This is a genomic window from Paenibacillus intestini, from assembly GCF_030803945.1.
In the GTDB taxonomy this organism is placed as follows: domain Bacteria; phylum Bacillota; class Bacilli; order Paenibacillales; family Paenibacillaceae; genus Paenibacillus; species Paenibacillus polysaccharolyticus.
The window spans coordinates 352,046-374,847 of sequence record NZ_JAURUN010000003.1 but is presented as its reverse complement, the minus strand read 5'-3'; the positions used below and the strand labels follow the sequence as shown (position 1 = coordinate 374,847).

Genomic DNA, 22,802 nt, shown 5'->3' with positions numbered 1-22,802 from the left:
AAGATTGAGACAACAGCGGACAGAAAAACGGAAAATCCAGACTAAACACGCAAAATCATGCCTTAAAAACGTAACATAAACATGGACATTCACTTGTGCAAGGTTCATACTATAATGTGACCAGTGGTTAATAACGAGTCCTTTGTACGAAAAAAAGGACACCAGGCCAGCAACCGTTTTACTGTGACCTGATATACATATCAACAGAGGAGTTGTTAACACATGAATGAAAAAACGTTGGACATGTTTCGCACATTAACGGAATTCCCTTCCGCCTCCGGCTTCGAACGTGAACTGCGCGGCTGGATGAAAGAGCAATTGTCCGCATATACCGATGAATTTGTACAGGATCGCCTGGGAAGTCTCTTTGGTGTTCTGCGCGGAGATGAATCTGGCCCTAAAGTCATGGTGGCCGGACATTTTGATGAAGTTGGCTTCATGACAACAGGCATAACGGAAACAGGTATGATCAAATTCCGTCCGCTCGGTGGATGGTGGAGTCAAGCTGTGCTTTCACAGCGTCTTCAGATTATTACTCCTGAGCGCCGGATTACAGGCGTTGTCGGCTCTACACCTACCCACTTGCTGGATGAATCCCAGCGCAGCAAGCCCGTAGACTTGAATTCAATGTATCTGGATATTGGCGCAGATGATCGTGCGGAGGCAGAATCGTGGGGGATTCATCCGGGAATGCAGATCGTACCGATTTGTGAATTCACACCGATGGCTAACCCTAAGAAAATTATGGCCAAAGCTTGGGATAACCGTTATGGTGTTGGTCTAGCGCTTGAACTGATAGAAGAACTGCATAAAGAAAAGCTACCGAATATCCTCTATTCCGGTGCAACGGTTCAGGAAGAATTGGGACTTCGCGGAGCACGTACAGCAGCCAATCTCATTCAGCCGGACATTTTCTTTGCTCTGGACTGTAGTGCGGCGAACGACATGACGGGTGACAAACAGTCCTTTGGTCATATCGGTCAGGGCGCATTGCTCCGTATCTTCGACCCAGGGATGTTCACGCATCGTGGAATGGTTGAGTATGTTAAGGACACTGCTGCTTCCAATAAGATCAAGACACAATACTTCATCTCGCCGGGCGGGACGGACGCGGGTCAGGTTCACTTGAGCGGTATTGGTGTACCTTCCACCGTAATTGGCATCTGTAGCCGATATATTCACACCTCTTCTTCCATTATTCATACGGATGATTACGATGCGGCTAAAGAATTAATTGTGAAGCTCGTGAAAGGTCTCGATCGTTCAACGATGGAAACCATTATTAATAACGCTTGATATAGGCATAATTCAACGATTTAAAGCTTTAAACTATAGGGATACCTCATTGAATCTTTTTTGGGGTATCTCTTTTTTTAATTGTCACATAAATATATGGATCGTTTGAACATGTTGAGCACGAGATACATAAGATATGATAATGGAAGGTTAGTTAACTAAAGATGAAGAACCAATACATCAAACAGCGGGGGAACTTTGTATGGCAATGGGAAGGAACGGAAAATCAAATAAAGGTTCCAGAAAAACTAATGCCGCAAATACCCTTCTGAGTGGCAATTTAAAAGGTAAAAAACTTGAATTGATTGTTGCCGCGTTATTGGTTAGCGGGAAATTAAGAGTGGATGCGGTCACGCTGTTTAGAGAAGCCACATTAGTTGTAGAATTAGTGGGCCAGTATAAAACACTCCAAAAGATTGAACCCTCTAATTCAGATAAACTAGTACAATTTTTGGATGAAACGGGCCGAGATATGACCCTGAACGATGTCATTCAGGCTTTTCAGCAGCGTATAAATTCCTAAATGCAAGCATGAAAAGAGGTGGCTGTGATGTCTGAGTTTGATGGAGTCGGTTTTGCCGAAATGCTAATTGTACTTATTCTTGTTGTTTTACTAGCCTTTGGTTCTACAGATATCGATACACTTAGCGGTACACCTACTAAAGTCTAACTTGCTTGTTCTTGATGTGTAATCAAACAACAGCGATTTCGAGACGTGTCAACATAGCGACTACTCAAGTTAAGCTCTTGATTTCAGAACGCCAGTCCATAAATAATGGGCTGGCGTTTGTGGTTGTACTACAGAAATAAAGGCGAGAATGCAAACCATGCCAAAATCAGTGTCAGGATTACACAGACATTTTCTACAACTGCTCCATGTTTGGTTCCCGTACTCATCAGATTTGCCCGAATACGCAGTTTTAATGGCGGCAATGGACGAATCCCCCGATTCGTCAAGGAATCGGCAAGCAGATGAAGAGCATAAGCGGAACCTCCAGCGACCCAAATTTCTGGGCCTTGCTGCTGCGTTGTACTGTACAGTAACCCCGTCCAAACAGCTGTTCCATACAAGGTATGGGTTAAGCCCCTGTGTGTAAGTGTCGTGCACAGCATAAGCAGGCTGCCTGCAATCAGATTCCACGGAGCAAAAGCATGACCATAAAAGACCAAGCCCAGTCCAATGGCAAACATCAATACTTTACGCAGTGATCGCGAAGGCAGGAACGACACAAGCCCAATGAATACAGCAAGTAGCAGATTCCACGGTTTGGCCGGAACGTAAAAATACACAAACACAGCCGCAGGCAAAAGAATCGTCTGCAACAGTCGAATCAAACTGCTCGGCAATGCTTTCGATACCAGCAATGAATTAGGCTCATCAATATCTGGCAACAACGATCCTATTAGTGCAACGGTTACAGCCGGAGCAGTAACCTGCATTCCAAGGAGTTGCAACACTGAAAGTGAAACGCCTGTACCGATAATCAGGTGGGATCTTCCCATCATGATGCAAAAACGTCCTTTCGAGAAAATAGGGAACGTAACCGACCCCACTATGATCATACCTCGAACCAAAAATAAGAACAATAGTTCGTATTTCTCATTTCTAAAAATATTTTTGTTTTCGTGACGGTCATCACACTTATTTTAATATGAATGTTCTATCGTAATTAGTGAAATAAATCACATTATGATTGAGTTAGTCGATGTATAATTCAAATATAAGCCATTAAAAATGTTGGTAAATGTACAGGTTTATCCAAGGGAGGGCTACACACATGAACGGAAATAAAGAAAAATTAGTCGTCATCGGTAATGGTATGGCCGGAATCAGCACGGTGGAACAAATTCTAAAATTAACTTCACGCTTTGATATTACGGTTTTTGGTACAGAACCTTATCCTAACTACAATCGTATTATGTTGTCCTACGTACTTGAAGGTAGTAAAACGCTGGATGACATTGTCCTTAATGATCTCCACTGGTACGAGGACTACGGCATTACGCTTCACACAGGAACCACGGTTGCCCGCATTGATGCCGAGACTCGTGAAGTAGTAACCGAAGATGGACACCGTGCTCCGTATGACAAAATTATCATTGCAACAGGGTCAAATTCTTTCATCCTCCCTGTACCCGGACATGACAAGCAGGGTGTCGTTGGTTTCCGCGATATCGCCGATTGCAATATCATGCTGGAAGCTGCAAAAGCATACAAAAAAGCAGCTGTCATCGGGGGCGGACTGCTAGGCCTGGAAGCTGCAAAGGGACTTGTGCAACTCGGTATGGACGTTACTGTTGTGCATCTTATGGATGATCTGATGGAACGCCAGCTCGATCCTCAGGCTTCTGCCATGTTGAAAGCTGAACTGGAACGTCAGGGAATCAAGTTCAAAATGGGCGCTCAAACTTCCGAACTACTGGGTGGTGAACGGGTTGAAGGTATTCGTTTTGCCGACGAATCTGTGCTGAATGTTGATTTTGTGGTCATGGCGGTTGGTATTAAACCGAATATAGCGGTAGCTCGGGAGAGTGGGATCGAAGTCAACCGAGGTATCATCGTGGATGACTACATGCAGACTTCACTGAAAGACGTTTACTCTGTCGGAGAATGTAATGAACATCGCGGTGTGTGTTACGGACTTGTGGCGCCACTGTTTGAACAAGGAATGATTCTTGCGAAACATATTTGCGGAGTCGAAACAGCTCCGTATGAAGGCTCGGTTGTATCCACCAAATTGAAAATTTCGGGTGTAGACGTCTTCTCTACTGGCGAATTCATTGATAGCCCGGAACATAACGTAATTTCGCAAAAAGACGACTGGAAACGAACGTACAAAAAAATCCTGCTTCGTGACAACAAAATGGTAGGTGCTGTACTCTTTGGTGACATTACGGATTCCGCTGAACTGCAGAAACTGATCAAAAACCAGACTGAAATGACAGATGAATTGTACAGTTCCCTTATGGGTACAGGTTGCGGCGGTCATAAAAAAACGACGTCTGTTGAAACGATGCCGGTGGATGAGATCGTTTGTGGATGTAACGGCGTAACCAAAGGCGCCATCGTGGATGTCATCACCAATCAGGGTCTAACTACAGTTGACGAGATTAAAGCCTGCACAGGTGCAACCCGCTCTTGCGGAGGATGCAAACCAGTGGTTGAACAGATTTTACAATACGTGCTTGGAGATAATTTCACTGCCGGTGGCAAACAGGGAATCTGCAGCTGTACAACTCTCGGACGGGATGAGATTGTAGCTGAAATCCGGGAAAAAGGCTTGCAAACGAGCAAGGAAGTCATGAATGTACTTGGTTGGAGCCAGCCTGAGGGCTGCTCGAAGTGTCGTCCGGCCATCAACTACTATCTGGGCATGATTTATCCGGACACACACGAAGATGAAAAAGAATCCCGGTTTGTTAACGAACGTATGAACGCCAATATTCAAAAAGACGGAACATACACCGTTGTACCTCGGATGTACGGCGGGGTAACGACACCAGCCGATCTGAAAAAGATCGCTGACGTTTCGGTTAAATATGATATCAAAGCGGTTAAAGTGACAGGCGGTCAGCGTCTTGATCTCATCGGCGTCAAAAAAGAAGATTTGACTAAAGTATGGGCTGAGCTGGATATGCCTTCGGGTTACGCTTACGCGAAATCGCTTCGTACGGTTAAAACATGTGTTGGCTCCCAATTCTGCCGCTTCGGCACACAGGATTCGATGGCCATGGGTGCGAGAATCGAACGTAAATTTGAACGTCTCGATCTGCCAGCCAAATTCAAATATGCCGTGAACGGCTGTCCTCGGAACTGTGCAGAAGCATGTACGAAGGATATCGGGATCGTCGGCAATGACGGCGGCTGGGAAATCTTCATCGGTGGTAACGGCGGAATCAAAGCAAGGCTCGCTGACTCGCTGTGCAAAGTCAAAACCGATGATGAACTGATCGAATTGTGCGGAGCTATCATGCAGTACTACCGCGAGACAGGTAACTATCTGGAGCGTACTTCCGAATGGGTAGAACGTATGGGTCTGGAGCACATCCGCTCGGTTGTTGTGGATAACGTTGAGGAACGTAAAGCGTTGATGGAACGGATCGAGTTTGCCCTTGCACAGGTGGAAGAACCATGGCAAAAAGCGATTCGTGATGAAGAAGGCCAAAGCAAAATGTTCCATAGCATTGAAGTTACGGCTCGCCCATAAACCAAATTAGATTATATGGGATTCAAATAGAGAAACAAATTGATACAAAAGGAGTGGTTTACGATGACAACCAAACAAACAGGCACGTATTTCCCGGCTGGAGCTATAAATGAATTTCTGCCACGCATTGGCAGAGTTGTCGAGATCGAAGATCTGCAGCTTGCGGTATTCCGTGCTTCGGATGGCACCATCTTTGCTGCTGACAACCATAACCCCCACCCTAAGGGTGGGCCGCTGGCGGAAGGCATTGTCTCTGGACACTATCTCTATGATCCGCTGTACGACTGGAAAATTGATTTGACAACAGGTCAGGTGCAAGCACCAGACAACGGTCAAGTGCAGATGTATCCGGTCAAGGTAGAGAATGACCAGGTCTGGATTGCTGTATAACCTCTGCTCTACCGTAACAATGGGGATTGCGATTGATGTTGACTAATGGGGGAAACCGTGATGTATACACCAAGTGTTGAAGGAATTATTGAAGCTGCCGTCAAAAAGAGAGATCAGATGAATGCAAGTTTGCCACGTTACATGGTCGCTGCCTTAATGGCAGGCGCATATGTGGGGCTCGGCATTATCCTGATTTTTAGTATCGGGGCTCCGCTGCTTGCCGCACACTCACCACTGCAAACGATGCTGATGGGCATGTCCTTCGGACTCGCCCTGACGCTGGTGATCTTTGCCGGGTCAGAACTGTTCACAGGGAACAACATGTTTTTTACGATGAGCACACTCGCCGGACGAACCACAGTGAATGATACGCTAAAAAACTGGGGACTTGTTTTTCTCGGCAACTTGATCGGTGCCGTCCTGCTCAGCCTGCTGATTGTAGGGAGCGGTCTGTTCAAAGCAGCCACCCCGGAGCATCTTCTGTTCGTTGTTTCTGCCAAAAAAATGAGTGCTCCAGTAACTGAGCTTTTCTTCCGCGGCATTCTCTGTAACTGGCTCGTATGTCTAGCCATCTGGATGTCTGCCCGCTCCAAAGAAGATATCGCCAAACTGGTTCTCATCTGGTGGTGTCTGTATGCCTTTATCGCAAGCGGTTATGAGCACAGTGTAGCCAACATGACCCTCCTGTCCCTGGCGTGGCTGTTGCCTAACCACCCGGATACGATCTCGCTGGCTGGTTGGTTCCACAATATGATTCCGGTCACACTTGGTAACATCATCGGCGGCGCCCTGTTTGTTGGTATGGCCTACTGGTACACTTCACCGGTACGCAAAAAAGCATAATACACCTCCTGCAGACTATGTTCCTGATAGTATTACTATCAATAGTTTCATGAATACAAGATATCCTTACTTTCACATATACTCAAAGCCATGTGAGATACTGAATCTGATTCAGCATCCCACATGGCTTTTTGATCTTCCTTTTACAAATTTACATAGGGTGTATAGATCGTTAATCTTCGGTTAACATAACCACAGTATAGTCGGTGTATCGACCACCCAAACTAGCAAAGGATGATCACATTTATGGGAATCCATACGTACTTCCGATCACTGAACGATCTTGAACGTATCATTCGTACCCCTGGCAAATTCAAATTCGAAGAACATTGTGTATCTGCTCACTCCTGGAAAGTCGTACAATACGCCAAAACACTCGCCGATATCGAAGAACAGCAAGGTGTAAGTATCGATTGGAAGAAGCTATACGAGATCACCAGTAGCCATGATTATGGCGAAATTTTCATTGGTGATATCAAAACACCGGTTAAACACTACTCGCTGGAGCTTCGTTCCATGTTGCAACAGGTGGAAGAAGGCATGGTATCCCATTTTATTAATGAGAATATCCCACCTGAGTTTCAAGATATTTTCCGCAGACAACTGCGCGAAGGTAAAGACAACTCCGTTGAAGGGCTTATCCTTGAAGTAGCTGATAAAATGGATCAAGTGTATGAAGCATTTGCAGAGCTACAACGTGGCAATACGGAAAAAGAATTCATTGTCATGTACCGCTACGCATTGATCAAGATCAAAAATATTGACCTCCACTGTGTTCGTTATTTCCTCAATCACATTCTGCCTGACATCATTGAAGAAGGTAACCGTTCCCCGTTTGATATCCGCAAAATTACGGAAGAAGCATTATCCCAATAATCAGCTCAGCCCATCGGGATTGTCTTGATCCATGGACAGAGCTTTTTTTGTTCCTCCCACTGTTGCCGATACTCGCTCGGATACAGGCCCGTTTTGTTTTTGAAAATCCTGCTAAAATAATGTGAATCCGCATACCCTACCGCTCCGCCAATGGTCTTGATATCCATATGCTCATACGCTGCAAGCAGACGTTTTGCCTCGTTTAGTCTCAGACCCGTCAAGTATTTCAATGGTGTCTCCCCTGTTACCTTTTTAAAACATTTCCCCAGATAGTCTACGCTGAAATGCATCTGTGCTGCCATATCCTGCAATGTAATCTCATGCATGTAGTTTTGTTTGAGATAGAGCTTAACTGACGCTGCAATATCTTCCGTTTTCACCTGATCCTCCAGCACGACACTTACATGTGACAGTGAATCCACAGCGCTTCCAAGCTTCAGCTCCATCGCATCCAGCAGCGCACGAAGCTGTTCTTCCGACAACGGTTTAAGTAAATAATCTTCGACTTTATAATGGATCGCCTGCCGTGCATATTCGAACTCATGATACCCGCTAAGGATAACAATTTTAACATGCGGGTAAGCAAAATAAAGATATTTTGCTAGTTCAAGCCCGTTCATCACGGGCATCTGAATGTCGGTAATGACCAGATCAGGTACACTCTGTTCGATAAGTTGCAACGCCTCCTGACCATTTCTCGCCTCCCCGATGACTTCAAACCGTGTATTCAGCTCTTTGAACTTTCGTGACACATTACGACGAATTAAAGCCTCATCCTCTACAATTATGGTTCTGTATTTCATCATTATATTCATACGTTCGACCCTACTCCTTTCGAATGGAACCTCTTATACGAATGCTGACACCGCCGGTAGATTTGTTTTCGATACACATCCTGGCTGCCGGACCATACCACAACTTCAAGCGAGCCCAGATATTTTTGAGTCCCATCCCGTTAATCTCAAGCTGAGGCATTTGATCCCATTCCTGAGATTCATCGATATAATGCACAAGTTGTGCGAGCGTTTCAGGCTCCATGCCTGGGCCATTATCTTCAACGTGAATCTGCCAGCTCTCCTGATCGATATGCAATTCACCTGTGATATGCAATTTCCATGGCAGTGTATCACTCAAACCGTATTTCATCGTATTTTCGAGCAAAGGCTGAATGATCAACATCGGAACCCGGATATCTTTCATCTCATCAGGGATCGAGAACTCGTAGTGCAAATCATCCTCAAAGCGAATTTTCATACATTCAAGATACCGTTCACAATACTCAAGTTCGTGAGATAACGGGACGCCGTTTTTACCAGAAGTAGAGATGTAACGAAGCATAGAAGCGATATGATCGCAGAACACCACGATCTGTTTATTCATGCCCTCCTCCGCCATGATGCTTATATTGGTAATGTTGTTGTATAGAAAATGCGGGTTCATCTGTGACTGCAATGCCAGCAACCTCGCCTCTGTTTCCCGGGATTTGATGGCCATCTGGTCTTGAAAAGACTGCACAAGCTGCTGATTCAACCGGATGAAGGTATCATTCAGCTCTGCCAATTCCCGGATGGACGCAGGATGGTCCAGCTTGAATAACAACTGACCAGCCTCCTGACCTGACATCAGGTCGTTTTCACCTGTTTTCTGGATAATGCGCTGCAACCGATGAAGCGGCAGAGTAACCCTTTTCGAGATCAGATACGAAAACATCAAAATAATCAACAGGGTTGCTAGCGTAGCACCTGCAAAGATCAATGCCATCCGGTTCAGATTGGCGAAAAGGGACTGCTTGGACTGCATGACAACAACAGTCCATCCGGTTTCCTGCGATGTCATATACGTCATCATCTGCCTTGACCCCGTAGGCGAATGGGTGACTTCCTGCATCGTTTCAGGCGGAGATGTACGATGTTGAATCAGTTTCATATCTTCCGAATAGCCAGCTGAAGAGGAATCAGCATCTATCGTGGCTGAAGGAAGCGGGTACAACAAGGTATCCTGCTCATCCAGCACATAAACTCGAAGTTCCTTATTACCTGCTTGCAGTTCGTGCAAATACTGGAATAGGTCTTCGGCAAGCTGCAAAATTTCAACGACACCCTGACTGACGTAATTGCCATCCTTGTAAACCCGTGTAAGCGAGATATAAGGTTGATCCGTTCTCCCTTCCCCGGTGGGCATGGGCAATGCACCACCTTGTAACAGACGAATGACACGCCAGCCACTCCGTTCCCAGGTTTCCTTATACCAGGGGCGCTGCTTCAGATCTACCGGAAGCTGTCCGTTGAATACTCCCGCCCCCAGCATCTTTCCATTCACATCGTAAATGTTAGCCTGTTTGGCCGTATTGGAGCTGCTAATAATCGCCATAATGACATCAATGAGTGTAGTCGTGTCCTTATACAGCGAGGGGTCACTTGTCATCGTTCGTTCAACCCCCTCTGCCGGAGACAAGTAATGACTGAAATGCTCCTTGACCAGATTGGAATATACGATGTTCATGGAGAAATTGTTCATTTTCACAACTTCCTGATCCAGATGACTAACAATGGACAACCCCAATTGTTTTTGCTGCTCTTCACTTCGATGACGAATATCACTGGTGAGATACACATATAACAGGCCAGCCACAATAAGGGAAAACGTAATAAATACCGCTGAATAATACGCAAACAAACTCTGTTGTAATGTTCTGAATCGATACCGCAATTCCATACCCCCGTCTTCATTATCAACATCTGCGTATCTTCGATGACTTCGAAAATGTCCACCTCGAAGAACGCTTTTGTCTATTGAGCCTACTCGTTATTCAAAGTAAAGTTATCCACATAAGAATACGCTTACATAAAGCGTTTCGGCAAGTGCATAAATGATTGAATTTTAGGGAGGTTCAAAATGAGAAAACGATTTCTTTTTTCAATGACAAGTATGTTGCTTCTCTCTGTCCTGCTGCTTGCTGGCTGCAACTCGAACAAAAACGCGGAAGGCACAGGCAAGGTCACACTGACCTTCGGCACAAGCCAATCCGGTATTCCACGAACGGGGATTATGCAGACGATGGCGAAGGAATACGAGCAGGAAACCGGGGTCAAAATTGATTTTCAGGTGGTTCCTGACGCGCAGTGGCGTGATCTGATCAAGGTAAAACTGGCTTCCGGTGAGGCTCCTGATATTTTCAATGTAGATGTAGACCCGCTGAGCATGCCAGCCAATGTCAGACCAGAAGAAAATGCAATTGATCTGACCAATGAGGAGTTTACGGGACGGATGTCAGAAGAGATCTTGCCTACCGTCAGTCATAATGACAAGGTATACGGGGTTTCTTTTGCCCCTACGAAAATCTGGTATGTGTACTATAACAAACGTATCTTTGCTGACCTAGGTATTGAGCCTCCTACGACCTATGCCGAATTCAAAGCGATTAGCCAGAAAATTAAGGATAAAGATATTATTCCATTCTATCAAGCTCCAGCAAGCGGCTGGTATCAGGTGCTGCCGTTGTTCGAGACCGGGCCGAACTATGAGCAGAAGGCCGCAGGAACCTATGAAAAGCTGAACAATAATGAGATGAAGGTCGCAGACTTGACCCAATTGAAGACCGTTATCGAGCAATTGAAAGAATTTGCTGATCTTGGCTATTTCGGCAAAGACTTCTTATCCAATACAGTAGAAGCGGGCATTGAAGCATTTGGACAGGAAAAAGCTGCAATGCTGCTGCGTGTTCCAGGCACGGAAAAGGAAGTCTCTGAAGCCTATCCGGCGATGAAAGATAATATGGGATTCTTCGTGATGCCTTGGGGAGACAATCAGACGATTGGTGTGAACCCCGGCGGTTCAGCGGCCATGTTTGGCAACAAAAACAGCAAACATCCCGAAGAAGTGTTGAAGTTTTTCCGCTGGATTACCGAGCATGAACATCTGCAACAGGTGTTTGATGGAGGCGAAGGAAATCTGACGATCTGCTGGCCCGAGATCGAACCGAAGCTGACACAGGACTACATTGATTATGAGAAAAATCATGAGAAGGGCACCGTCATGCAGGCTGCCGTAAAATATATCGATCCACAGTGGATGGATATCGGTAAAGACTTGTCAGGCATGTTTGCGGGAGCGATGACCCCTGATCAGATTCTGCAAAATATTGATAAACGCCGCGCCGAACAAGCCAAAGTGCTGAAGGATGAGAAGTGGCAGTAACAGCCGAAGGTTATTTCGGAAACAAATGCACAACTGGAATGGAGTTACTCCATTGGTCAAACGCTGGGGTGCTTCTTCCCGTTTGGCAGGAAGGATTGGTGTTACGGGTTATGAATACGAACAAAATCTACCCTTGGTATTTCTCATCCGGAGCGATTTTACTATATGTGTTGTTCATCGTTGCTCCTGCCCTGCTGGGTACCTATTATTCTTTCACCGATTGGAACAGCTACAGTTCGGAGAAAAACTTTATTGGTTTGGAGCATTTCCGCACGATTCTGGCAGGTGATCCGACCTATCTGCTTTTCATTAAAAATACAGTGCTGTTTACGGTGGTTACCTCCTTCGCCAAAACCGTTCTGGGCTTGTTCCTTGCCCTGCTGCTGGTCAGCGGTGTAAAAGCTGCCAACTGGCATCGGATGATTATCTTTTCGCCCCAAGTCCTCTCCTTCCTGATTGTAGGTCTGGTGTTCAAAAGCCTGCTTGATCCGAACAACGGGTTCGTTAATGTTACACTGCGTTCCATCGGTTTGGATGCACTCGCCCAGAACTGGCTGGGCTCTCTCACTTGGGCGATGCCATCGATTATGGCCGTCGATACGTGGAAAGGCATGGGGTATATCATGGTGCTTTTTATCGCGGGACTGCTCGCCATTCCACGGGATTATTATGAAGCTGCATCCATCGATGGTGCGGGCTTTATTCAAAAGCTGTTCCGTATTACCATACCTATGCTGCTGCCTACCATCACCATTGCCACCGTCCTCAATATTACGTATGGCCTGCGTGTCTTTGATGCGGTATACGTTCTGACAAACGGGGGCCCGGGCAATGCTACGGATGTGATCAATACGGCCGTTTATTCATCTTTTGCCAAAGGATACTGGGGGCTCGGGAGCGCGCTATCTACCATTCTCTTTGTCATCATGGCGATCATCTCTTTCTTCATCATTCGTTTGATGAATCGAAAGGTGGAATATTAATATGCGGTTTCGAAAAAAAATCATGTCTCTGACGTTAAATGTACTCGCCTGGCTATTAAGTCTGGTTGTACTGATTCCATTTGCCGTTATCCTATTGAATTCATTCAAGTCAGACGCCGAAGCCAAGGTACTGAGGCTTACGCTTCCCGAGAAATTTATGTTTGAAAATTATAAAATCGTCTATGAGCAAGGACACTTGGGAGGTTCCTTTTTTAACAGTCTGCTGCACTCGGGCGTGTCATCTCTGCTGCTGGTGTTTGTCGTGGCGTTCTCTGCGTTCACGTTATCCCGCAATCATTCGAAACTGAGCAAGTTTTTGTACTTTTTTCTGATTCTGGGCATCACACTGCCACTAAACTATATTCCGCTCATGGAAGTGATGAAATCACTCGGGATGATCAACTCCCACGCAGGCATGATTCTGCTCTATACCGCGATGGGCATTCCCATCTCCCTGTTCATCACGTATGCGTTTGTGGGCAACATTCCGAAAGAGCTGGATGAAGCTGCAATTATGGATGGTTGCAATGGAATCAAGCTGTTTCTTCGAATCATTGTACCTTTGTTAACCTCGGTGCTGGTTACCGTATTTGTTCTGAATTTTCTGAGTGTCTGGAATGAGTTCACGGCGCCGCTCTATATGCTGAACACCGTAGAGATGTGGCCAATGACGCTGGCGGTTTACAATTTTTTCGGACAATTCAGCGCCAAATGGAATCTAGTCAGCGCCGATATCGTACTCACCTCGCTGCCAGTTCTGATCGTATTCCTCATCGGGCAAAAGTATATTGTAGGAGGTCTGACTTCCGGTGCAGTGAAAGGTTAGACCGGATTGTAGCTTTTATACAAAAAAAGCCCTCGTCTGAACCAACTGTACGCCGTTTAAGGTTAAGAACGGTATACACGGATCAGACGGAGGGCTATCTTGCTTCCTACAACACTATAAATGTATTAATCATGCGCAAGACCGCCCACATCGGGAGGTGAAGCGATATCACTGCTCTGCTCCAGTGATTTGATCATTTTCAAACGTGACGTGATAATCGCAATCAGAATAACGAACAGGCCCGCAATGATAAACAGCAACGCTATGCCTCTGCCAGGTCCGGTTCCGATGATCTGACCCACGGAGGATGCCAGCGCTCCCCCCTCCACTAGCAGTGGGTTAAACACATGGTCCGCCAGAAATCCAGCCAAACTGTACGCGATAATGAAACCAAGCTGGGACAGGATACCGATAATCCCCCACACTCTGCCCTGCTTTTCATTGGCAATATTGTTCCGCACCAATACATCTGCACTCATATTAACAAATGGCAGGGAGGACAGGAACAGAAAACCCGCAAAGATAATAAAGTAAATGTTCGTCGAAACACCCAGTAAGGAGAACGCCAGACCACACATGACCAAACCTGCAACCAGCACACTCGCATATTTCTTCGTCATGGTGAAAATACCGATGCACAAGCTGCTGATCAGCATACCGATCGCACTAACGGACTGAAACGTTCCGAGTGTTTTGGCATCGGTGAATGAGAGCAACATTGGGCCAATGAGTGTCTCTAGGAACCCGAGATAGAAGGTAACCAGAGAAATGATAATAACGAGTAGCAACACACCTTTGTTGGTGACAACCTCTCTCCAGCCTTCCTGAATATCGGTCAGCCAGTTGCGATCGTCCTTTTCCTCTCGCTCCACCTTCATGCTCTTGCGAATAACGAGTACGGCCAGAATGGCAACCAGGAACGTCGCAATGTTAATGATCATAATAACTTCAATCGTTGTCACGCTAAGCAGAATACCTGCGATAATCGGTGAAAATAAAAACTTGGAAGATTCAGCAAGTTGCACTAGGCCACTGCCCTTGGAGAACTGATCCTTATCCAGCAAGTCAGTTGCTGACGCTTTATATGCCGGACTTTGCAGCGCCGAGAACACCGAGCTGAACGCCACACCCACATAGATATGCCATAACTGGATATCACCCGTGAGCATGATCGACAGAATAAAGACCAGACCAGCCGCAGAGCCAAGGTCACCAATAATCATCATCGTACGGCGGTCAAATCGGTCAGCCATCACCCCTCCGATCGGGCGAAGCAAGATGTTGGGCAAAAACGTAAATAGCGTAATCAGCGCAACGCTGGTTGCCGTATTTGTTTTTTCGAAGGCATATACCCCCAGAGAGAACGCGGTCAGTCCGATACCAATCATCGAGATCAATTGACCAAACCAGACAATCAGAAATTTACCAAATGATTTGTGAGCAGTTTGTTCCATGGTTACGACTCCTTTACTTGTTAAGCTTGATGTGGGAAATATAATTCCGTTACATAGGCAAAACTTCCATGTTCAGCACCCAGAACCCGTTCCATAATCTGACTGAAAGCTCTAACCTTCTTCTGAAATTCTTCTTCCTGCCAATGAAAAATGCCCTGATCCAGCAAAAACTGCGAGGAAACAAGTAAAAACTCAATGCTCTCCTGAGGAGCAGGGGTATGAAATACCCCCTCCTGAATGCCCTGTTCCACGACTTCTGCCAGAATGGGACTGAGACGGAGAACCGTTTCAACCAGACTTTTTTGATGCATTTCTACATTTTGCACGCTGTGCAGTTGCTCGATCACGCCAAGCTTGCGATCATCAGGCTGATTCTGGGTCATAATGATGCGGAAAATTTTATCATGCGCGCTGAGCTCGGGATCTGCCACGACACGCCTCGCCGCAGCTTCGCCGCTCATAATAAAACGCATAACGATGGCATGCATAACCTCCTCTTTGGACTGGAAGTAGTAATAGAATGTGCCTTTGGCAATATCACAAGCCTGGAGGATATCCATAATCGTTGCTTTGGTATACCCTTTGGTCACGAACAGAATTTCGGCTGCATCCAAAATTTCATTTCTGCGTTCCTCCGGATTTTTCATCAATCTCATATTCTGTCCTCCATTACCTCTCGACCGACTGTCGGTCTATTCTAGTCATGAAGCTCTAAGTTTAGAACCCCATTTCCGTCAACCATTGTCCTAACCGACTTTCTCTCGCCTTCAAATCCTGTTTGTCCCGGTCATACTTTCCGATGTTTTTGTCTGCAACCAGATTGCCGTCCATCATAAACAGTACTCGTTCCGAGCGGGCTGCAACTTTAACATCATGTGTAACGAGCAAAATCGTTGTTCCTGTGGCATTAATATCGCCAAGAATGTCCATGATCTCATGTGTTGATTTTGAATTCAGCGCTCCAGTAGGTTCATCTCCGAACAAAATATCCGGATTGTTGATCAAAGCCCGGCATATCGCAATCCGTTGCAGTTGTCCCCCTGAAGCTTGGGTAATGTTATGCTCAGCCAGTTCGTCGATTCCCATTTTTTTCATTAATGACATTGCACGGTTGTTAATCGTGTCCCGGTTGCTGTTTTTGGCCAGATAAGCAGAAAGGATGATGTTGTCGAGCAGATTTAAATTTTTGAGCAGATGAATGTTCTGGAAAATAAAACCCATTTTGGTCAAGCGTAGACTCGCCAAATCTTTCTCCGGGAAAGCCGATATTTGTTTACCGTTGAAAAACACACTGCCTGCACTGATTTGATCCATGCCACTGATGTTATAGAGCAGGGTCGATTTACCCGAACCGGATGGGCCCATAATGGAGACAAACTCTCCTTTTTTGAGTTGCAGATTAATATCTTTCAGAATGCGCTGTTCTTCATTCTCGCCAATCGCTACGGATTTATTCACATCTCTAGCTTCTAGTATTGTTGTCATCTTCGTTATGCCTCCCTATTCCACTATCATTTTCGAAATGCTAGTTTCCCGAATCGACTGAATGCTGATCCAGGCTGTAATAATGATCGTTCCTGCCAGCAGCAATGGACAGAGTACATACGCCTGCACCGGATCAATTACAAATACAATCTTTGAAGCACCAAAAGAGGACATAATGCCACTCACCAGCATTGGACCCAGTGTATTGGATAAGATTGTGCCTGCGGCTACACCTACAATGAGGATGACCAGTGACATGACGACATACTTCAATTTGATCTTGGATAACGCAAAGCCGATGCTTCGCAATACAGCAATATCGTTGTTATCTTTGGCAACCATCATCTGCAGGAACAGTGAGGTAATCAAAATAGAAATGAATACTCCGATGGCCAGTGCAAGTGTGGTCACCAGCTTTAATTGCTGAATCGTACCACCAAGCGTTTGATTCAAGTATCCTTGAAGATCCGTTACACGCGCTGGCGAGAAATCTTTCTCGTATGTTGCAATTTTGGCAGCCATCACACCGCGGTCTTTCAGATCCAAGCTGACTACATACCAGAGCACACTATCTTTGTTGTATGGCAAAAGCGCCTTTGCTGTTTTTCCGCCATTCGTCACATCCTGATAAATGCCGCTGACCGTCATCACTTGGTCTTGACCGCCCACTTGCAAGGTCAGCTGATCCCCCGTTTTAAGTTTGAGATCATTGCTGTTTGCATCCGAGAGAGCAATCTCACGATCTGTTGCTGGGGCATTTCCACTTAGATAAGACAAAGGAAATATACTGAAATCTCCGCTCTCCACGCTCAGATTATCGTAGCTACCTTCTGCATTACGAATCTTGAACTGGCTTGTTACGAGAGGTGAATATTTTTGAACATCTGCATCGTTTTCAATTTGATTCACCAAACGAGCATAACGCTGCTCTACATCATTCGTATGCCTAAGATCAATTCGAATATCACTTTGCCCTACACCCATATAAGATATGAAGCTTGGAGCCTGAAGTGTGTTCAAAAAGTTAAGCGGTACGATCATAATAAATGAGCTGACGATGAATACGAATAATAACAAACGGAACATTTTGACACGCTGCATCACGTCTTTTAACCCAAGGAAAACAGGCACGGAAGACCAGCGATTACGTGACAGGTTTAAACGGTTGCGAACGATCTGTGTATCCCCCAAACTTCCAGTGCGAAGGGCCTCCACAGCAGAGATCGAACGAAAACGACGAAGCACAGCGCGGCAGAATAGAACAACCATGGTGAAAATCAAACCTGCTGCGAGTAGAGGCACGGCGAAATGCAGTAATGTAGCCGGTGCTTTCCCCATATACAGCATAATATTAGATACAAAAAGCTGGTTCACTCCGAGGGAAGCGATGTAACCCAAGATGGAAGCCAAACCCGCCATAAACACATATTTGACCAAATAGAGCCGCTTGATATCTTTCTCTGAGATACCAATGGCTTTCATGACGCTGATCTCGCGGTAATCTTCCTCAATAGTGGCAAGCATGGTAAAACGAATACACAGCATCGCAATCAGAATCAGCACCAGACTGACCAAAATAATAACGGCTGCAATAATTCCGTCTGTCATCCCATTGAGAATCTGGAACAAACCATAGGTCACCACCGGGCCAGCGTTAGGAAGCCCTGCATTTTGATAGGCTTGGGTGAACTCACTTGTTTTGGCAGGATCATGCAGTCGGAACTCAATGAGATATTCCATCTCTCCGACCCCTTGCTTCAATTGCCCCAGATCATCCGGGCTTACGATAAAACGCTTCGAGTGCACAACAGATGGATTCATCTGTGCATCACGCACAAAATCAACAATGGTGTATGAACGCTCAAAAGCCCCATTATTGATCCGAACCTGGTCACCGATATTTAATTTATTTTGCTGTAAATAATACACAGGTACAGCAATCTCGCCATCACGAACTTGGATAATCTCACTATTCAGATTCAGTAAATAGTCGAATTGCTGATTTTGTGTAACAAAGTCAATATCCATGACGGTATTTTTCTCGGACTCTGTACCAAGATAAAGGTTGGCTCCATTGATGTTAACCATCTCGACAATCTGATGTTGCTCAACCATTGCATTTCCTTCAGCCCATGTGTTCACTTTGGCCTGATCCAGATCTCCAGAGTGCATTTGCACAAAATGAGGTGTCTTCGATTCAGAGAACAAATACTGAATGGAACTCGTCAGTTCCATGATCATTCGAGAACCGGAAGATACCAGCAAAGCAGCGAGCAGGACAAAAATAAACAGCGCAGCCGTAATTCCTTTTTTCCTCATTAAGTCGTTTCTCAGCATTCTCAGCAGCATAAACTAACATGGCTCCTCTCATCTATCTACTATGTTCAGTCGTTCTACTTCTGGAGTCATAAAGCTTGTCAGATAATGCGCCACTGTTGAAGGGTGGTGCATGATGAACATATGTGTCCCCTCTCGAATGGTCTGAAGCTTCATCGGTACATCAAAATATCGTTCCCATTTGAGCGCTGACTGAAGGGGAACGGCATTGTCCCGTTCTCCCCACAGAAACAGCACTGGCACTGAAAGCGGCTGACATTCAAGTGTCGCTGCGGATTCCAGCATGCGAAAATCTGCCCGAATTACAGGCATGAAATACTGCAAAAGTTCTTTTTCGTGGATGAGCTCTTTAGGTAGACCGTCATAGGAAAAAAGGTGATCAATCAGATGCTCATCAGACATCTGGTCATAACGGTTCAATCCACATTCAGCAGGCGTATTGCAGGCAGATAATACAAGACGCAATGTCTTTGCTACATCTGGAAGCTCCTGTTGTAACCGCTGAGCAACATAATAAGCTGTAATTCCGCCCAAGCTGTGCCCAAACAAGGTTGCGCCAGATTTAATTATAGGCAACAGTTCGTTCGTATAAAGCTCTACAAGTTGTTGCATATGTTCCAGAGGCTCTTCCGAATTCATCCCGTGACCGGGAGGTGTAAATGCCCATATTTCCGTATCCGGAAGGTGAGATACTAAAGGATAAAAACTCCGAGAGTGTCCACCCAGATAAGGAAAACAGATCACCTGCCTGTTCCCCCTGCCCTTCTGCAGTCGTTCAAGATAAGTCTCTGCCATCACTCCATCACCACCGTTAATTGCTTATTTCGCGTCTAGAACATATGCAGGAAATGTCTGGAGCGTTGTGTCAACTTTTTTGCGTTTAAAGACGATATGAATGATAATTGCCGAGGTTACGAAAAAGAAAAATTGCATGATCTGTACTTGCGGATTGAAGTAATACAGATCGATCTGACTTCCTGTAGCAACAAGCCAGAAAGCCAAAAGGTAAAATAACAGCGTACCTCTGGTAGCATTGAAGATGTAGCTCTGAAATACGATAAACGCCATAAGCTGCACCACGTAGTATATGTATGTGGTTGAGGTGCCAAAAGATGAAATCAGATAACCCGGAAGCACCCATAGTCCAAACAGGAATCCTGTAATCAGACCACTTGTTACATTGTTTTTCAACTTGCCTTGCAAGAAGGGAAGTAAGAATCCAATCCAGCCAAATAAACCGCCGATGAGCCCCGTCTCCTTGAACAAGTTCAAAATGCCAAGCCAGATCATTTCCGGTACACTATATGTCAGATCGGGGACCGGTATGCCGAATAGCAGGGAGCCAAAATGCATCGATGAAGCAAATACGATGGAAATACCGATAATTACAGGAATCCAGAACAGATCTTTTTTTCGCGGAACCAGCTTCAAGAACATGCCTTTCAGCGCGTCTTTGCCACCCATTAAATAACATGTAATCAATCCGGCAATGGAAGGAGAGTACAGAGCAACGATAGCTAACGGATGCATCAGATGCAGTTCACCAGTGATTGGTACAATAAAATCAGGAAAGAACATGAACAAGCTGGCAATACCATAACAAGTACCGAAGGACATCGCCAGAAACAGGTACATATACTTATTGGAAGGACTGGCTGCCGGGCTAGACACTGGACGAACAGATGACTGATTGGCTGTTATCATCGTGCCACCTCCTTGGCAGCAAGCTTTCTCTCAATGAGATCATGCAAACGGTTAATGGTACTGAAATTGGCCAAGTCCAGATCATCATTTCCGATCTCAATCTGGAATCTGCGCTCTACAAAATCCACTAAACGCATCGCAAAGAGTGAGTTGACAAATCTCATTTCAAAATAGTTGTCGTTGTCGCTAATTTGAGCGTCCTCATGTTCCATGGTAAGATTGTTTCCAATAAACTCTCGAATTTCCTGACGATAATCCACTGCTCTTCCCCCTTGTTATTGATGTTGTCTTTCAGGCACACAAACTTCAATATAGTCCGGAAACTCCACAACCTGCTTCAGATCATGCGAAAAGACGATCTTTCCGTCAGGATCTGCAGACAGCTGTGTAAAACCAGCAAAACGATAGCTGATATTCATCATCCGGTTTCTCCCGGTTTCTCTGAAATCAGCAAGCATCTGCTTACCCTGTTGCCTCGCTTCACGCATAATATAAGTGAGCAATACACTTCCTGCCCCCCTTGACATGACGCGGCATGACATCAGCAACATGTTCAGTCTCCATATATCCGGCTGCTTATGAATAAGCGCGAGCCCGATCTTTCCATATGTTCCGTACTTGTCTTCAAGTTCACACACCAATAGCAAGTAATCCTGTGAAGTCATCAACTGATGTAGTTCCTCATAACTGTAAGTGATCCCTGTAGCATTCAACTGATTGGTACGAACCGTGAGTTCTTCCGCTCGCTGAAGATCATCCTCTGTCGCTTCATAGATCGTAAACTTCATACCAAGTGAAGCCAGAAACTTCTCCGAAGGACCTTCATACTGTTCTTCCGCCTGCTTTCGAAGTGTATCTGCCTGATACATCTGTCTTCTGCGGGAAGAGTCTGCTGTAATAAAGCGAGGCATCAGTCTCGGATCATTCAGCATCGTCTCATAGTGATCTGCATGAAGAACCTGAACATCCGCATGTACACTTTTCACTTCCTCCAGTTCAAAAGGCTGGTCGTCCACAAACAAGATGGCATCCATTCCGATATTGATGTTCTGCTGAATACGCTGAATGGATATGGACTTCGCATCCCAATGAATCTCGGGGTATAAAAAATACTCGGCAATGCCCAATTCGGTAAGTTTGGCCCAAGCCAGCTCTGCGTCATTTTTACTGGCAATGGAGTGCAGTATTCCGCGGCGGTCTAATTGTTCAATCACCTCCTTTATGCGCGCCCTTAGCTTCACATCTCCGGATTCAAGTAAGACTCCATCCCAGATCGTGTGATCCAGATCCCATACGACACATTTGATATCCTTCAACCTCTCCATGGTCATGCCTCCCTTTCGTTAATAGGCATAGAACCCTTGCCCCGTCTTGCGTCCCCAGTGTCCAGCATCCACCATTTTCTGCAATAGCGGACAACAGCGGAATTTGGGGTCCTGATAACTGTCGTACAGCACTTTAAGCGAATGCACAACGGTATCGAGACCGATCAGATCTGCTGTTTCCAGCGGGCCCATCTGATAACTAAACCCCTTTTTCATAATGGCATCGACCTGCTCAGCTGTAGCGATACCATCCTGCACAATAAAGGCTGCTTCATTCATTAACAAATGCGAGAGTCGGTTCGATACAAAACCCGGCAGATCCTCGATGACGACCGGATTTTTGCCGAGAGACTCCAGAAACGCTACCATCTCTTGCTCTGTCTCAGGTGTTGTATGATGCCCTTTGATCACCTCCACCATCGATTTAACCGGAACCGGATTCATCAGATGTACACCTATGGCGCGTCTTGGATCAGGTAAAAAGGAGGCCAGCTTGGTTACTGAAATACAGCTTGTGTTCAACGCGTAAAGAGCATCTGGACGGGCCTTTTGACTCAAACGCGCATAAACTTCCTTTTTGGACTCTATATTTTCGGTCACATTTTCAATAATGACGTTAGCCTCTTCCACACCTTCGTCCTGTATTTGGAACGAAATTCGATCCATGATGATATCGAGCGGGACCTCACCGTATCCTTGTTTCAAGAAACAGGCTGAACGGTATTCACGACGTATGACATCAGGTGCCTGAAGGATCACGGACTCTGAATGATCCTGCAAAATGACCCGATACCCCGCTCTGGCAACATCCAGTGCTGTAGCACATCCCATAACGCCTGCGCCAATGATTGCAATGAGCTGATTATGCATACCTAACC

21 protein-coding genes are annotated in these 22,802 nt (G+C 45.6%); 9 read left to right on the top strand and 12 right to left on the bottom strand.

Annotation, left to right across the window (positions count from 1 at the left end; genetic code table 11):
• Window positions 1-222 precede the first annotated feature (222 nt).
• Together J2T16_RS10895 and J2T16_RS10890 are read left to right on the top strand one after the other, a co-directional pair.
• Entirely contained in the window at window positions 223-1,296 is a 1,074-nt protein-coding gene (locus tag J2T16_RS10895; protein WP_499018334.1) for a M42 family metallopeptidase, read from the top strand.
• Between the two features lie 202 nt (window positions 1,297-1,498).
• A complete protein-coding gene (locus J2T16_RS10890) occupies window positions 1,499-1,819 on the top strand; it encodes a hypothetical protein (RefSeq protein ID WP_154887971.1) in 321 nt (106 codons plus the stop codon).
• 275 nt (window positions 1,820-2,094) lie between these two features.
• On the opposite strand, the gene J2T16_RS10885 is transcribed toward J2T16_RS10890, so the two are convergent.
• Window positions 2,095-2,802 carry a metal-dependent hydrolase gene (locus J2T16_RS10885; protein ID WP_308722840.1) on the bottom strand — a complete coding sequence of 236 codons (708 nt, stop codon included), beginning with the start codon at window positions 2,800-2,802 and terminating at the stop codon, window positions 2,095-2,097.
• A gap of 272 nt (window positions 2,803-3,074) precedes the next feature.
• Here J2T16_RS10885 and nirB point away from each other — a divergent pair, with 272 nt between their 5' ends.
• The 4 genes from nirB to J2T16_RS10865 all read left to right on the top strand — a co-directional run bounded on the left by nirB (window position 3,075) and on the right by J2T16_RS10865 (window position 7,613).
• Entirely contained in the window at window positions 3,075-5,504 is a 2,430-nt protein-coding gene (gene nirB, locus J2T16_RS10880; RefSeq protein WP_090914960.1) for a nitrite reductase large subunit NirB, read from the top strand.
• 63 nt (window positions 5,505-5,567) lie between these two features.
• The gene (nirD, locus tag J2T16_RS10875; RefSeq protein WP_221788896.1) at window positions 5,568-5,894 is read left to right on the top strand and encodes a nitrite reductase small subunit NirD; all 327 of its coding nucleotides are present in this window, start codon (window positions 5,568-5,570) and stop codon (window positions 5,892-5,894) included.
• A 60-nt stretch (window positions 5,895-5,954) separates the two neighbouring features.
• The gene (locus J2T16_RS10870; protein ID WP_145332246.1) at window positions 5,955-6,737 is read left to right on the top strand and encodes a formate/nitrite transporter family protein; all 783 of its coding nucleotides are present in this window, start codon (window positions 5,955-5,957) and stop codon (window positions 6,735-6,737) included.
• 246 nt (window positions 6,738-6,983) lie between these two features.
• Window positions 6,984-7,613 carry a YfbR-like 5'-deoxynucleotidase gene (locus J2T16_RS10865; protein WP_090914967.1) on the top strand — a complete coding sequence of 210 codons (630 nt, stop codon included), beginning with the start codon at window positions 6,984-6,986 and terminating at the stop codon, window positions 7,611-7,613.
• Window positions 7,614-7,618: 5 nt separating this feature from the next.
• Here J2T16_RS10865 and J2T16_RS10860 read toward each other — a convergent pair whose 3' ends face one another.
• Together J2T16_RS10860 and J2T16_RS10855 are read right to left on the bottom strand one after the other, a co-directional pair.
• Window positions 7,619-8,416 carry a response regulator transcription factor gene (locus J2T16_RS10860; protein WP_499018332.1) on the bottom strand — a complete coding sequence of 266 codons (798 nt, stop codon included), beginning with the start codon at window positions 8,414-8,416 and terminating at the stop codon, window positions 7,619-7,621.
• Window positions 8,417-8,438: 22 nt separating this feature from the next.
• Window positions 8,439-10,328 (bottom strand): cache domain-containing sensor histidine kinase, encoded by a 1,890-nt coding sequence (locus J2T16_RS10855; protein WP_339831712.1) that lies wholly within the window; start codon window positions 10,326-10,328, stop codon window positions 8,439-8,441.
• 180 nt (window positions 10,329-10,508) lie between these two features.
• On the opposite strand from J2T16_RS10855, the gene J2T16_RS10850 reads away from it, so the two are divergent.
• From J2T16_RS10850 to J2T16_RS10840, 3 genes are all read left to right on the top strand, one after another.
• Complete coding sequence (locus J2T16_RS10850; protein ID WP_339831715.1) at window positions 10,509-11,810, top strand: ABC transporter substrate-binding protein; 1,302 nt, start codon at window positions 10,509-10,511, stop codon at window positions 11,808-11,810.
• 110 nt (window positions 11,811-11,920) lie between these two features.
• On the top strand, window positions 11,921-12,793 hold the full coding sequence (locus J2T16_RS10845; protein ID WP_154887959.1) for a carbohydrate ABC transporter permease: 873 nt from the start codon (window positions 11,921-11,923) through the stop codon (window positions 12,791-12,793).
• Window position 12,794: 1 nt separating this feature from the next.
• Complete coding sequence (locus tag J2T16_RS10840; RefSeq protein WP_154983235.1) at window positions 12,795-13,619, top strand: carbohydrate ABC transporter permease; 825 nt, start codon at window positions 12,795-12,797, stop codon at window positions 13,617-13,619.
• 125 nt (window positions 13,620-13,744) lie between these two features.
• On the opposite strand, the gene J2T16_RS10835 is transcribed toward J2T16_RS10840, so the two are convergent.
• From J2T16_RS10835 to J2T16_RS10795, 9 genes are all read right to left on the bottom strand, one after another.
• Window positions 13,745-15,073, bottom strand: a complete 1,329-nt coding sequence (locus J2T16_RS10835; protein WP_499018331.1) for an MFS transporter — start codon at window positions 15,071-15,073, stop codon at window positions 13,745-13,747.
• Window positions 15,074-15,093: 20 nt separating this feature from the next.
• Window positions 15,094-15,729, bottom strand: a complete 636-nt coding sequence (locus tag J2T16_RS10830; protein ID WP_154983237.1) for a TetR/AcrR family transcriptional regulator — start codon at window positions 15,727-15,729, stop codon at window positions 15,094-15,096.
• 61 nt (window positions 15,730-15,790) lie between these two features.
• The gene (locus tag J2T16_RS10825) at window positions 15,791-16,558 is read right to left on the bottom strand and encodes an ABC transporter ATP-binding protein (protein ID WP_090914977.1); all 768 of its coding nucleotides are present in this window, start codon (window positions 16,556-16,558) and stop codon (window positions 15,791-15,793) included.
• Between the two features lie 15 nt (window positions 16,559-16,573).
• A complete protein-coding gene (locus J2T16_RS10820) occupies window positions 16,574-18,907 on the bottom strand; it encodes an ABC transporter permease (RefSeq protein ID WP_341181141.1) in 2,334 nt (777 codons plus the stop codon).
• Between the two features lie 18 nt (window positions 18,908-18,925).
• Entirely contained in the window at window positions 18,926-19,690 is a 765-nt protein-coding gene (locus tag J2T16_RS10815) for a thioesterase II family protein (RefSeq protein ID WP_341181142.1), read from the bottom strand.
• Window positions 19,691-19,714: 24 nt separating this feature from the next.
• A complete protein-coding gene (locus J2T16_RS10810; RefSeq protein ID WP_186811628.1) occupies window positions 19,715-20,599 on the bottom strand; it encodes a hypothetical protein in 885 nt (294 codons plus the stop codon).
• A complete protein-coding gene (locus tag J2T16_RS10805; protein ID WP_090914983.1) occupies window positions 20,596-20,859 on the bottom strand; it encodes an acyl carrier protein in 264 nt (87 codons plus the stop codon). The genes J2T16_RS10810 and J2T16_RS10805 overlap by 4 nt, the downstream gene beginning before the upstream one ends.
• Before the next feature lie 15 nt (window positions 20,860-20,874).
• The gene (locus J2T16_RS10800) at window positions 20,875-21,924 is read right to left on the bottom strand and encodes an HAD-IIIC family phosphatase (protein ID WP_154887949.1); all 1,050 of its coding nucleotides are present in this window, start codon (window positions 21,922-21,924) and stop codon (window positions 20,875-20,877) included.
• Window positions 21,925-21,942: 18 nt separating this feature from the next.
• A complete protein-coding gene (locus J2T16_RS10795) occupies window positions 21,943-22,794 on the bottom strand; it encodes a 3-hydroxyacyl-CoA dehydrogenase family protein (RefSeq protein ID WP_090914987.1) in 852 nt (283 codons plus the stop codon).
• Window positions 22,795-22,802: the final 8 nt, after the last annotated feature.